Source organism: Agrococcus terreus (genome assembly GCF_014645235.1).
GTDB classification, from domain to species: Bacteria; Actinomycetota; Actinomycetes; order Actinomycetales; family Microbacteriaceae; genus Agrococcus; species Agrococcus terreus.
The window spans coordinates 720,072-732,699 of record NZ_BMLM01000002.1; the positions used below are offsets into that span (position 1 = coordinate 720,072).

Consider the following 12,628-nt stretch of genomic DNA (forward strand, 5'->3'; position numbering starts at 1 on the left):
GCTCACGCCTCCGACGAGGCCGACCAGATGTTCAGCCCGCCGTCCTTCGCATGCTGGTCGATCTCGGCCAGCTCGTCGTCGGTGAGCTCCGGCGAGCGGAGGCACGCGACGATGTCGTCGAGCTGCTCGGTGCGGCTCGCACCGATGAGCACCGAGCTGATCCGGGCGTCGCGCAGCACCCAGGCGAGCGCGAGCTGCGCGAGCGTCTGGCCCCGCCGCTGCGCGATGTCGTGCAGGGCGCGCACGCGGGCGAGGTTCTCGTCGCTGAGCATGTGGTCGCGCAGCGTCTTGCCCTGCGTCGCGCGCGAGCCCTCGGGCACGCCGTGCAGGTACTTGTCGGTCAGGAGGCCCTGCGCGAGCGCCGAGAAGGCGATCACGCCGACGCCTTCCCGCTCGACCGTGTCGAGCAGCGACGGCGAGCCGTCCTCGACCCAGCGGTTGAGCAGCGAGTAGGACGGCTGGTGGATGAGCAGCGGCGTGCCGAGGCGGCGCAGCTCGGCCGCGATCTCGGCGGTGCGCTCCGCGGAGTACGACGAGATGCCGGCGTAGCGGGCTCGGCCGGATCGCACGGCGGCGTCGAGCGCGGCCGCGGTCTCCTCGATCGGCGTGGCCGGGTCGTAGCGGTGGCTGTAGAAGATGTCGACGTGGTCGAGGCGGAGGCTCTCGAGCGAGATGTCGAGGCTGTCGAGGAGGTTCTTGCGGCCGCCGCCGGTGCCGTTGGGGCCGGGCACGAAGGGGTAGCCGGCCTTCGTCGAGATCACGAGCTCGTTGCGCAGCCCCGCGAAGTCCTCCGCGAGGATGCGGCCGACGTTCTTCTCGGTCGAGCCGGCGGGCGGCCCGTAGCCGTTCGCCAGGTCGAAGTGGGTGATGCCGAGGTCGAACGCGTGGCGCAGCAGCGCGCGCTGCGTGGCGATGGGGGTGTCGTCGCCGAAGTTGTGCCACGTGCCGAGCGAGACGGCGGGCAGGTGGAGCCCGCTCGCGCCGACGCGGCGGTGCTGCATGCGCTCGTAGCGGTCGTCGGCGGGCGCGTAGACGGGCTGGATGTGGGCGGTCATGCGACTCCTCGGTCGGTGGCGACGGCGCGGCCGTCCCCGGTCAGGGCTGCGAGCAGCGGCAGCTGCTCCGGGTCGTCGAGCGCGGAGCCGACCGCGACGACGTCGGCGCCGGCGGCCAGGTACTCGGCGGCGTTGCGGGCGTGCATGCCGCCCGTCGCCACGATGCGGACCTCGGGGAACGGGCCGCGCATCGCCTGGAACCAGCCGGTGCCGAGCACGGAGGCGGGGAACGCCTTCACCGTCGTGAGGCCTGCGTCGAGCGCGGCCTGCACGTCGGAGCCGGTGGCCACGCCCGGCAGGTGCGGCACGCCCGCGTCGGCGCTCGCGCGCACGAGCCGCAGGTCGAGCCCGGGCGCGACGGTGAACGCCGCACCCAGCTCGATCGCGCGCTCGAGGCGCGCGGTGCTGGTGACGGTGCCCGCGCCGACGGCGCGGCCCGCCTCGCGACCGGCGGCGACCGCCGCGGCGAGCGATGCCTCCGCCCCCGCATCCTGGATCGGCACCTCGACGCAGTCGATGCCCACCGACCACGCCCGCCTCGCGAGCGCCACCGTCCGCTCGGGGTCGTAGCCCCGCAGGATCGCCATCACCGGGGCGCCCGCGAACGCCTCCTCGAACCAGTCGCTCATGGTCTCCATCCCACGTCCGTCGAGATCCGCTCGGTCGCGGCCGCGAGCCGCGGCAGCAGCGCCTCGAGCGCATCCAGGTCTGCCAGCGCGCGCAGCGCCGTGATCGACACCGCCCCGATGACCGAGCCGCGCGCATCGCGCACCGGCATCGCCACGCAGTCGATGAAGGGCTCGAACTCGCCGTCGTCGACGGCCCAGCCGCGCTCGCGGATGCCCGCCAGGTCGGCATCGAACGCCTCGCGCGAGGTGATCGTCGTGTCGGTGAAGCGCTCGTACTCGTAGCCGGCCAGCATGCGGTCGACGGTCGCGGTGTCCTGCCACGCGAGGATCGCCTTGCTCACGCCCGAGGTGTGGAGCCGCACCGGCTGGCCGACCTGCGAGTGCATGCGCACGGGCCCGGCCGACTCGATCTTGTCGGCGTAGACGATCTGCGCGCCGTCGAGCACCGCCAGATGGATCGTGTGGCCGCACTCCCGCCCGAGCTCGGCGATCGTCGGGCGCGCGATGTCGCGCAGGTCGAACTGCTCGGCGGCGAGGCTCGCGAGTCCCGCGAGCCGGTACCCGATGCCGTACGTGCCGTCGGGCCGACGCCGGGTGAGGCCGGCCTCGGTGAGCGTCTGCAGGATGCGGAGCGCCGTCGACCGGTGCACGTCGAGCAGCGCCGCGATCTCGCTCTGCGTGCGAGGTCGCACGCTGACGTGCTCGAGGACGAGGGCGGCGCGGTGGATGCTCTGCGACATGGGGTCAGGATCCCACCGCGTCGGGGGCGGGCTGCGACGGGGCGAAGTCGAACGTGCTCGCGAGCGCCCGGGCGGCGACCGCGTGGCCGGCGGCCAGCCTGGCCTCCGCGTCGGCGCCGTCGAGCAGCGCGCCGAGGTAGCCGGCCGTGAACGCGTCGCCCGCGCCGACGACCTCGACGACCTCCACCCGCTGCGCGGGCACGAAGGCAGACTCCCCGGCGTGCACCTCGGTCGCGCCCAGGCCGCCGTCCTTCACGACGAGGGCCCCGCGTGGCGCGAGGAGCGCGCCGAGCCGCTCGGGGTCGCCCTCGCCCCACAGCGCCTCCGCCTCGTCGCGTCCCACGAACACGAGGTCGGCGCGTCGGGCGAGGTCGGCGAGCACCGGCGCTGCCTCCGCGGCTGACCACAGCCCCGGGCGGTGGTTGACGTCGAACGACACGAGCGCGCCGTGGGCTCGTGCCTCCGCCATCGTGGCGACGAGCAGCGCTCGGCAGGAGGCGGAGATCGCTGCGGTGATGCCGGACAGGTGCACGACGGCGGCCTCCGGAAGCCGCATGCGCGCGATCTCCCGCACGTCCATCCGGGACGCGGCGGAGCCGCCGCGGTAGTAGTGGACGACGGTGGCGTCGTCGCCCGGGTCCTTGAAGTAGACGCCCGTGGGAGCCGCCGCATCCAGCTCGACGCCAGCGACGTCGACCCCGTGGACGACGAGCTCGTCGAGCACGCGCCGCCCGAGCGGGTCGTCGCCGAGCCGGCTCACCCACGCGGCCCGGCGTCCCGCATCGGCCAGGTAGAGCGCGACCGTCGACTCGGCGCCGCCGATGTGGATGGCGAAGCGCTCGGCGGTGCGCAGCGGCTCGGCCTCCACGGGGGTCACGAGCGCCATCGTCTCCCCGAGGCAGACGACGAGATCGCGGTCAGGGGGCGTCGGCAGTGGAGCGCGCACGAGCGGCGGACCGTCCCTTCAGGATGCGGAGGAGGTGCGGCGCGACGAGCGCGAGCACGCTGAGCGCGATGAGCACGGAGGCGATGGGGCTCCCGAGGACCGCGAAGGGTCCGTCGATGAGGAGCGCGCGGCGCAGGTTGCTCTCGGCGAGCGGGCCGAGGATGAGCCCGAGCACGAGCGGACCGGCGGGGAAGCCCCACCGGCGCATCCCGAGCCCGACGACGCCCATGACGAGCATGACGATGACGTCGAAGACGCTGTTTTGCACGGCGAAGGTGCCCACCATGCAGAAGGTGATGATGACGACCGCGAGCGTGTTCAGCGGCAGCTTCAGGAGGTTCACGACGCCCTGCATGCGCACGAGGCTCAGCCCGAGCGCCGCGACCGTCGCGACGACCATGATCGTGGCGATCGAGAACACGAGGTCGGGGTTCTGCACGAACAGGGCCGGCCCGGGCGTGAGGCCCCAGACGATCATCGAGCCGAGCATGGCGGCCATCACCGAGTCGCCGGGCACGCCGATCGCGAGGGTGGTCGTCACCGACCCGCCCATCGTCGCGGTGCTCGCGGTGTCCGGCGCCGCGACGCCCTCCAGCGAGCCCTTGCCGAACCGCTCGGGGTGCTTCGACGCGCGGCGCGCCTGGTCCCAGGCGATGATGCCCGCTATGTCGCCGCCCGCCGCGGGCACGACGCCCACGACCGCGCCGACGCCGGCGCCGATGCCGGCGGGCTTCACGAGGCTGCGCCGCTCGGCGCGGTCCGGCCACCATCGGCCCAGCTGCTCGATCGGCTTCGCGGCGCGCCCGCTGCGGGCCTCCACGATCTGGTTGAACACCTCGGCGAGGCCGAACACGCCGACGATCACCGCGATGAACGGCACGCCGGAGCTCAGCTCCGGGATCCCCAGCGTGAACCGCTGCTCGCCGCTGATGGGGTCGCGGCCGACCGCGCCCAGCAGGAGCCCGAGGGCGCCCGCGGCGAGGCCCTTGACGATGCGGCCGCCGGAGACGCCGACCATCATCGTCATCCCGAACGCGACGAGGGCGAACATCTCGATCGGCCCGAAGCGGAGCGCGATGCCGGCGATGGGCTGCGCCAGGAAGATGAGGATGAGGATGCCGGCGAGCGACCCGACGGCGGAGACGAGCGCCGAGCTCGTGAGCGCGACGCCTGCGCGGCCGGCCTTGGCCATCGGATAGCCGTCGAAGGTGGTCGCGATCGACGCGGGCGTGCCCGGCGTGTTGATGAGGATCGCCGGGACGCGGTCGCCGAACTGCGCCGCGACGTAGATCGACAGCAGCACCGCCAGGCCCTGCAGCGGCTCGAGCGTGAGCGTGAAGCCCGCCGCGAGGGCGACGGCCATCGTCGCCGTGATGCCGGGGACGGCGCCGACGAGCGTGCCGAGCAGGGTGCCGATGACGAGGCAGAGCAGGATCGTCGGGTCGAGGAGGGCGCCGATGCCCTCGAGCACGGGGGTCACAGCGGCACCCGCAGCAGCAGGCCGAACACGCCGTAGAGGACGGCGGTCACGATCGCGGGCACGAGCACCAGCTGGCGCCAGCCGCGGCCGCCGAGCACCGCCATGATGGCCGCGACGAGCGCGAGGGTGACGACCGCGAAGTGCACGTACTGCCACGCGATGCCGTAGGCGACGACGAGGCCGAGGATGGCCGCGAGCTGCAGCACGCCGGTGCGGCGGAGCGGCTCGACGTCGACGGCGGGCGGGCGGAGCAGCCCGGAGACGACCGAGGCGGCGCCGAGCACCGCGAGGCACCCGCCGACGACCGTCGGCCACCAGCGGCCGCCGAAGTCGCCGCCGGCGTGGAGGTCGGCCAGCTGCTGCGCCGCGACGATCGCGCCGACGCCGAGCGCCACGACCCCGAGGCCGATCGCCGTCTCGGCCGCGCGGGTCGCGCGGCGCGGTTCCGCCTCAGGGTGCCCGACCGCCTCCTCCGCGGCCTCCCGCACGGTCTGCTCCGCCACGGCGCTCATCCGGCCAGGAGGGCGCCGAAGCGCTCGTGCTCGGCGAGCACGAACTCGGTCGCCTCCGCCGCGTCGCGGTACTGCGGGATGTTGCCGGCGTCCTCGACGAACGAGACGTAGGCCTCTGACTCGACGGCCTCCGAGATCGCAGCCTCGAGCGTCGCCTTCACGTCGTCGGCGAGGCCGGTCGGGGCGGCGATCGCGGCCCAGCTGCCGATGACGACGTCCTGGCCCTGCTCGGTCGCGGTCGGCACGTCGGGCAGCACCGGGGCACGCTCCTCCATGAAGACGGCGAGCACGCGGAGGCGGCCGTCGTCGTGCGCGGGCGCGACCTCGGCGACGCTCGCGACGACGGCGTCGACCTGGCCGCCGATCGCGGCGGTGACCGCCGGGGCGCCGCCGTCGAAGGGCACGCCCTGGAACTCGACGCCCGCCTCGGCGCCGAGCGCCTTCGCGCCGGTCTCCCAGATGGATCCGGCGCCCGCGTTCGACACGGTGATGCTGCCGGGGGCCTCCTCCGCCGCGGCGAGGAGGTCGTCGAGGGTCTCGTAGGGGCTGCTCGCCGGCACCGCGATCGTGCCGGGCTGCGCGTTGACCTGGCCGAGGAAGTCGTAGTCGGCAGGGTCGATCTCGTAGTCCAGGTGGCCGAGCATGCTCACCTCGACCGGGAGCACGGCGATCGCGTGGCCGTCGGCGGAGAGGCCGGCGAGGTGCTGCATGCCGACCGAGCCGGCGCCGCCAGGGCGGTTCTCGACGACGATCGAGGTGTCCAGGATCGACTCCATCTCGCTCGCGAGCGTGCGGGCGGTGAGATCGGTCGCGCCACCCGCCTGCGTGGGGGTGAACATCGTGATCGTGCCGGTCGGGAACGCGGCGTCGGCGTCCGCGCCGCCGCCGTCGCGGCTGACGCAGCCGCTCAGGACGAGGGCTGCAGCGGCGCCGAGCGCTGCGACGGCGAGTACGGGGCGGGTGCGTGTGCGGGACATCGTTGTCCTTCCGATCTGTGTTGCATAGTGTGCAACAGTCGTGCGTCTTTCGCACACACTACAGGATGCGGCGATCGTCGTGCAGCGCGAGGGATGCACGGCGCGGCCCCAGGATCCGTGAGCGTTCCTCGCGGAACCGCTGTCCGATCCGCTAGCCTGCGAACAGAGGGGCCGGAGGATCCGGCTCCGGCGAGGAGCATCATGCGGCGCAACGTCCTCCACCTCATCGCCCTGGCGGTCGGTGTCGTCATGGCGCTCGGCGCGATCGGCTGGATCGGCTCGCACCTCGCCGCCACCGTGTCGGCCGCACGAGCCGCCGAGGTCGACGCGATGGCCCTGCTCGTCGCCGACGGCGGCGCCGTCGCGCTGCTCGTCGTGCAGGCTCTGCTGCTCGTCGCGGGCATCGTCATCGCCTGGCTCGGCTACCGCCGCTTCTCCGACGATCGCGCTGTCGCGGCCGCGCAGTTCTCGGTCCACAACCCGGGCGCTGCGGGCAACCAGATCGGCCAGATCGGCTCCTACTAGCTCCGCACGACGACGGGCCCGGATGCGCGCATCCGGGCCCGTCGTCGTCCGGGATCAGTCGTCGAGGAGCTCGCCCTCGTCCGCGTCGTCGTCGCCGTTCCCGGCGTCGAACGACCACTGCGCGGGCCGGTCGGCGCCTGCCGGGCCGACCCACAGGGCCGAGCCGCCAGGCGCGACGTCGACGATCACGGTGTCGCCGTCGCGCACCTCGCCCGCGAGGATCGCCCTCGCGAGGCGGTCGTCGATCTCGCGCTGCATGAGCCGGCGCAGCGGCCTCGCGCCGTACATCGGGTCATAGCCGCGCTCGCCCAGCCATCGCCGCGCCGCATCCTCGACCTCCACCACGAGCCGCCGGTCGCGCAGGCGCCGGTCGAGGCCGCGCACCTGGATGTCGACGATCGCGCCGAGCTCCTCGGCCGAGAGCGCGTCGAACACGACGATGTCGTCGAGCCGGTTCACGAACTCCGGCTTGAACGCCTGCCGCACGGCTCCGAGCACCTCGTTGCGCGCCGTCTCGGGCGAGATGGTCGGGTCGGTGAGGTACGCCGACCCGAGGTTCGAGGTGAGGATGAGGATGGTGTTGCGGAAGTCGACCGTGCGGCCCTGGCCGTCGGTGAGGCGGCCGTCGTCGAGCACCTGCAGCAGCAGGTCGAAGACCTCCGGATGCGCCTTCTCGACCTCGTCCATGAGCACGACCGAGTAGGGCCGGCGCCGCACGGCCTCGGTGAGCTGGCCGCCCTGCTCGTAGCCGACGTACCCGGGCGGGGCGCCGACGAGCCGCGCGACGGAGTGCTTCTCGCCGTACTCCGACATGTCGATGCGCACGAGCGCCTTCTCGTCGTCGAAGAGCAGCTCGGCGAGCGCCTTCGCGAGCTCGGTCTTGCCGACGCCCGTCGGGCCGAGGAAGAGGAACGAGCCGGTGGGCTTGTCAGGGTCGCTGACGCCCGCGCGCGTGCGGCGCACCGCGTCCGACACCGCGGCGACGGCGGCACGCTGGCCGACGACGCGCCGCCCCAGCTCGTCCTCCAGCGCGAGCAGCTTCTCGGTCTCGCCCTGGAGCAGGCGCCCGACGGGGATGCCCGTCCACGCGGCGACCACGCCCGCGATGTCGTCGGCGGACACCTGGTCGCCGACCATGCGCGCGCCCGCCTCGGCCGCCGCGGACTCCGCCTCGTGGAGGTCGCGCTCGACCTTCGGGATCTCGCCGTAGAGCAGGCGCGAGGCTCGCTCGAGGTCGCCGTCGCGCTGGGCGCGCTCGGCGCGGCTGCGCAGCTCGTCGAGCTGCTCGCGCAGGTTGCCGATGCGGTTGAGGCTCGCGCGCTCGGCCTGCCAGCGGCCGTCGAGCTCGTCGAGCTGCGCGCGGTGGGCGGCGAGCGCCTGCTCCAGCTCGGCGAGGCGCTGCCGCGAGGCGTCGTCCTTCTCCTTCTTGAGCGCGAGCCGCTCGATCTCCATGCGGTCGACGGTGCGGCGCAGCTGGTCGATCTCGACCGGCGCCGAGTCGATCTCCATCCGCAGCCGGCTCGCCGCCTCGTCGATGAGGTCGATGGCCTTGTCGGGCAGCTGGCGGGCGGTGATGTAGCGGTTCGAGAGGGATGCGGCGGCCACGAGCGCGCTGTCGGCGATCGTCACCTTGTGGTGCGCCTCGTACCGCTCCTTGAGGCCGCGGAGGATCGCGACGGTGTCCTCGACGCTCGGCTCGCCCACGTAGACCTGCTGGAAGCGCCGCTCCATGGCGGCGTCCTTCTCGATGAACTCGCGGTACTCGTCGAGCGTCGTCGCGCCGATGAGGCGCAGCTCGCCGCGGGCGAGCATGGGCTTGAGCATGTTGCTCGCGCCCTGGCTGCCCTCGGCGGCGCCGGCGCCCATGATGATGTGCAGCTCGTCGATGAAGGTGATGATGCGGCCCTGCGCCTTGTCGATCTCGGCGAGCACGTTCTTCATGCGCTCCTCGAAGTCGCCGCGGTACTTGCTGCCGGCGATCATCGCGTTGACGTCGAGCGACACGATCGCCTTGCCCTTGAGGCTCTCGGGCACGTCGCCCGCGACGATGCGCTGGGCGAGGCCCTCGACGACGGCGGTCTTGCCGACGCCGGGCTCGCCGATGAGCACCGGGTTGTTCTTCGTGCGGCGCGAGAGCACCTGGCTGATCCGCCGGATCTCGCTGTCGCGGCCGATCACGGGATCGAGCCGCCCGGCGCGCGCGATCGCGGTCAGGTCGGTGCCGAACTGCTCGAGCGCCGAGCGCTGGTCGTCCTGACCGGGCATCATCCCGCCCATCCGTGCCATCCGTCTCCTCCTGGTCTGAACTTGAGTGGACTTGACTCAAGTTTACTCCTGCACCTGGGAATCCGCCAGGGATGAGGGGCGATCGGCCTGGATGCGGCGGGTAGCGTGAGGCGCGTGACCGACGCCGCCCCTGCCCTGCACACCACCCGCGTGGGCGAGGCGGGCTCGCCCGTCGTGTTCTGCCACGGCCTCTTCGGGCAGGGCAAGAACTGGTCGCAGATCGCGAAGGCGCTCGCCGACCGGCACCGCGTCACGCTCGTCGACATGCCCGACCACGGCCGCTCGCCGTGGTCGGAGCGGCTCGACTACGTCGCGATGGCGGATGCGGTGGCGAGCCTGCTCGACGAGCCCTCGACGCTCGTGGGCCACTCGATGGGCGGCAAGGCCGCCATGCTCGCGGCGCTCCGGCACCCCGAGCGGGTCGAGCGGCTCGTGGTCGTCGACGTCTCGCCCGTCGCCTACCGCTCGAGCGACGAGTTCCGCGGCTTCATCGACGCGATGCTCGCGATCGACCTGGATGCGCTGGGCTCGCGCGGCGAGGCGGATGCGGCGCTCGCGACGGCCGTGCCGGATCCGGGCATCCGCGGCTTCCTGCTGCAGAGCCTGCAGCGTGAGGGCGACGGCTGGCGCTGGCTGCCGAACCTCGAGATGCTGCGCCGCGACCTCGACGTGCTGCGCGGCTTCCCCGAGACCGACGCCGTCTACGAGGGACCGGTGCTGTGGATCGCGGGCGCCGACTCCGGCTACGTGCGCGACGAGTTCCGCGAGGCGATGGAGGCGCGCTTCCCTGCCGTGCGGAAGGTCACGGTGAAGGGCGCCGGCCACTGGGTGCACTCGCAGCAGCCCGCCGTCGTGACCGAGCTGCTGCGGCGGTTCCTCGGCGACGCCTGACACGCGCAGCGTCCCCGCTGGGCGCGGTCGCGCCCCTGCCGCCTCGAGCGCCGCGTCGCGCTGGGGCGCGCGTCCGCTCGTGCGATCCTGAGCGCGTGAGCTCCACCGCACCTGCCGCCGCCTCCGCGACCGCCGCATCCCTCTCGCGCCGCCTGCTGCTCGTCGGCCGGGCCGTCATCGCCGTCGCGATCCTCGCCGCCGTCATCGGCCAGCTCGTCACGAGCCTCGGCTTCTGGGCAGACCGCGGCGACCCCGACATCGGCCAGAACCTCGTGAACTTCTTCTCGTTCTTCACCATCGAGTCGAACCTGCTCGCGATGGTCGTGCTCGGCATCCTCGTCGCGGCGCAGCTCGGCCGGCCGCGCATCGGCCGCCGCTTCGACGTGCTGCTGCTGTGCGCCTCGACGTACATGGTCGTCACCGGCCTCGTCTACAACACGCTGCTGCGTGGCATCGAGCTGCCGCAGGGCTCGACGCTCGGATGGTCGAACGAAGTGCTGCACCTCATCGCGCCGCTCTGGATGCTCATCGACTGGCTCGTGAGCCCGCGCCGCCGCGACCTGCAGTGGCGCGACCTCGGCGTCGTCGCGATCTTCCCGCTCGTGTGGCTCGCGTACACGCTCCTGCGCGCACCGCTCGTCGACGACACCTTCGCCTCCGGGCGCGCGTACTGGTACCCGTACCCGTTCCTCAACCCCGAGAACCACGCGAACGGCTACGGCGGCGTCGCGATCATGTGCGTCGTCGTCGCTGCGGTCGTGCTGCTGGGCGGTGCGATCCTCATCGCGTACGCGCGCTGGCGCGCCCGCCGGCTCGAGCCGGTCGGCGCCCCCGCGGCCTGAGCGGCCCGCGCCGGCCGCCGTCGAGCGCGCCGTTGCCGACGCGACGCCCGATCGGGGACCCCTCCGCGCATCCGGGACCCCGTCGTGCGGGTCCCCGATGCGCGCAGGGGTCCCGGATCGGCGAGCGGGGCGAGCGCGCGGGGCGAGCGCGCGGCGACGGCGCCGCGACGCCCCGCGCGCGTGGGAAGATGGAGCCCATGCCCGACGCCGCCGAGCCCCGCGCCCGCGTCGTCCTCATCGGCGGGGCCTCCGGCTCCGGCAAGTCGCGCATCGCCGACCGCTCCGGCCTGCCGGTGCTGCGCCTCGACGACTACTACCGCGAGGGCGACGACCCGCTCCTCCCCCGCCTCGAGACCGGCGAGGTCGACTGGGACCACCCGGGCTCCTGGCACCGCGACCGCGCGCTCGACGCCCTCGAGGAGCTCGCCCGCACCGGGGCCACCGAGGCGCCGCTGTACGACATCTCGCGCAGCGCGACGCTCGGCAGCCACCCGGTCGAGCTCGGGGATGCGCGCACCTTCGTCGCCGAGGGCGTGTTCGTGGCCGAGGTGGTCGCCGAGGCCGAGCGCCGCGGCATCCTGGCCGACGCGCTCGTCGTGCGCCGATCGCGCTGGGTGACGATGGGCCTGCGGTTCGCCCGCGACCTGCGCGAGCACCGCAAGAGCCCGGCGTTCCTCGTGCGCCGCGGCATGCTGCTCGCGCGCCGCGAGCCGGCGATCGTCGCCGCGCTCACCGCCGCAGGCTGCCGCCCCGTGCGCGTGCGCGCCGCGCGTCGGATGCTCGCGCGCCGCTGACGCGCGCGACGGGCCCGCTCGCACCCCCCGAGCGGCACGGCAGAGGCCCCCGCGCCGCAGCGCGAGGGCCCCTTGGTGAGCGACGGCTCGGCGGAGGCGTCAGCTGACCTCGATGACCGACAGGTCGTCGGCGAGCTCGACGTCGACGTCGTCGTCGCCCATCGCGACCTCGACCTCGTAGCGGAGGCCGCCCTCGTCGTCGGTCTCGATGCTCACGAGCGCGCCGCCGCCGGCCGCGGCGATCGCGGCGTCGCGGATGTCGGCGATGCGCGAGGGGTCGAGCGCCGGGTCGTTCGAGGTGTCGTCGCCGTCGTCGTCGGCGCGGACGACCGGCTCGCCGTCGGCGAGCACGCGCACGTCGACCTCGGTGCCGTCGGGGAGGCGCACGTCGACGTCCCAGCCGTCGCGCTCCACCTCGATGCTCGTGGCCTCGCCGCCGCCGGCAGCCGCGATGGCGGCGTCGATCGCCGCGACGAGGTCGCTCGGCTCGTCGGAGCCGGCGGCGCCGCCGGGGCGGTCCTCGCCGCTCGGGGCGGGCGTCGTGCCCGGCTCGGCGGAGTCGTCGGGCGCGTCGGTCGCGCCCGGGCTCGCCGCGTCGCCGGTGGGCGCGGGCGCCGTCGCCGCGACGTCGCTGCGGCTCGGGTCGTCGTCGCCGTCACCCACGGCGTCGGCGATCGTCATGCCGATGCCGGCGACCGCGAGGATCGTCAGGGCCGCGCCGGAGCCGATGAGGACGGGGCGGAGGATGCCGCGGCCGCGCGTGGCGGGCTGCGCCTCGGCTGCGGCGACCTGCTCGGTGGCGGCGGTCTCGCCGGGCTGCGCGACGGGGCCTCGCGGCGCCGGGTCGTGCGCGGCTGCCGGCTCGGAGGGCGTGTTCGCGCCGGGAGTCGTCTCCGGGTCGCGGGGCGTCTGCTCGTTCATGGGTCCCACTGTCCCCGGGCGGCGCTGACG

General features: G+C 74.0%; 13 protein-coding genes. 4 read left to right on the forward strand and 9 right to left on the reverse strand.

Annotation, left to right across the window (positions count from 1 at the left end; translation table 11 throughout):
- Window positions 1-2: 2 nt before the first annotated feature.
- Genes mgrA through IEW90_RS13320 form a run of 7 tightly spaced genes read right to left on the reverse strand, consistent with a single transcriptional unit; the run spans window position 3 to window position 6,339 of the window.
- A complete protein-coding gene (gene mgrA / locus IEW90_RS13290; RefSeq protein ID WP_188718744.1) occupies window positions 3-1,055 on the reverse strand; it encodes an L-glyceraldehyde 3-phosphate reductase in 1,053 nt (350 codons plus the stop codon).
- Complete coding sequence (locus IEW90_RS13295) at window positions 1,052-1,684, reverse strand: bifunctional 4-hydroxy-2-oxoglutarate aldolase/2-dehydro-3-deoxy-phosphogluconate aldolase (protein WP_188718745.1); 633 nt, start codon at window positions 1,682-1,684, stop codon at window positions 1,052-1,054. The genes mgrA and IEW90_RS13295 overlap by 4 nt, the downstream gene beginning before the upstream one ends.
- Window positions 1,681-2,424 carry an IclR family transcriptional regulator gene (locus IEW90_RS13300; protein WP_188718746.1) on the reverse strand — a complete coding sequence of 248 codons (744 nt, stop codon included), beginning with the start codon at window positions 2,422-2,424 and terminating at the stop codon, window positions 1,681-1,683. The genes IEW90_RS13295 and IEW90_RS13300 overlap by 4 nt, the downstream gene beginning before the upstream one ends.
- A gap of 4 nt (window positions 2,425-2,428) precedes the next feature.
- On the reverse strand, window positions 2,429-3,370 hold the full coding sequence (locus IEW90_RS13305) for a sugar kinase (RefSeq protein ID WP_268236838.1): 942 nt from the start codon (window positions 3,368-3,370) through the stop codon (window positions 2,429-2,431).
- A complete protein-coding gene (locus IEW90_RS13310) occupies window positions 3,342-4,850 on the reverse strand; it encodes a tripartite tricarboxylate transporter permease (protein WP_188718748.1) in 1,509 nt (502 codons plus the stop codon). Before IEW90_RS13310 ends, IEW90_RS13305 begins: the two co-directional genes overlap by 29 nt.
- Entirely contained in the window at window positions 4,847-5,353 is a 507-nt protein-coding gene (locus IEW90_RS13315) for a tripartite tricarboxylate transporter TctB family protein (RefSeq protein ID WP_229679678.1), read from the reverse strand. Before IEW90_RS13315 ends, IEW90_RS13310 begins: the two co-directional genes overlap by 4 nt.
- A 5-nt stretch (window positions 5,354-5,358) precedes the next feature.
- Window positions 5,359-6,339 carry a tripartite tricarboxylate transporter substrate binding protein gene (locus tag IEW90_RS13320; RefSeq protein ID WP_188718750.1) on the reverse strand — a complete coding sequence of 327 codons (981 nt, stop codon included), beginning with the start codon at window positions 6,337-6,339 and terminating at the stop codon, window positions 5,359-5,361.
- A gap of 201 nt (window positions 6,340-6,540) precedes the next feature.
- Between IEW90_RS13320 and IEW90_RS13325 the strand changes: the two genes are divergently transcribed.
- Window positions 6,541-6,864, forward strand: coding sequence for a hypothetical protein (locus IEW90_RS13325; RefSeq protein ID WP_188718751.1), 324 nt, complete (start codon window positions 6,541-6,543; stop codon window positions 6,862-6,864).
- Window positions 6,865-6,918: 54 nt separating this feature from the next.
- Here the strand turns inward: IEW90_RS13325 and IEW90_RS13330 are convergent, their stop codons facing one another.
- Entirely contained in the window at window positions 6,919-9,150 is a 2,232-nt protein-coding gene (locus IEW90_RS13330; RefSeq protein ID WP_308421884.1) for an ATP-dependent Clp protease ATP-binding subunit, read from the reverse strand.
- A 114-nt stretch (window positions 9,151-9,264) separates the two neighbouring features.
- On the opposite strand from IEW90_RS13330, the gene IEW90_RS13335 reads away from it, so the two are divergent.
- From IEW90_RS13335 to IEW90_RS13345, 3 genes are all read left to right on the forward strand, one after another.
- Entirely contained in the window at window positions 9,265-10,041 is a 777-nt protein-coding gene (locus IEW90_RS13335) for an alpha/beta fold hydrolase (protein WP_188718752.1), read from the forward strand.
- Window positions 10,042-10,136: 95 nt separating this feature from the next.
- Complete coding sequence (locus IEW90_RS13340) at window positions 10,137-10,883, forward strand: Pr6Pr family membrane protein (RefSeq protein ID WP_229679679.1); 747 nt, start codon at window positions 10,137-10,139, stop codon at window positions 10,881-10,883.
- Window positions 10,884-11,080: 197 nt separating this feature from the next.
- Window positions 11,081-11,677 (forward strand): uridine kinase family protein, encoded by a 597-nt coding sequence (locus IEW90_RS13345; protein WP_188718753.1) that lies wholly within the window; start codon window positions 11,081-11,083, stop codon window positions 11,675-11,677.
- A gap of 99 nt (window positions 11,678-11,776) precedes the next feature.
- Here IEW90_RS13345 and IEW90_RS13350 read toward each other — a convergent pair whose 3' ends face one another.
- Window positions 11,777-12,598 (reverse strand): hypothetical protein, encoded by an 822-nt coding sequence (locus tag IEW90_RS13350; RefSeq protein ID WP_188718754.1) that lies wholly within the window; start codon window positions 12,596-12,598, stop codon window positions 11,777-11,779.
- Window positions 12,599-12,628 lie beyond the last annotated feature (30 nt).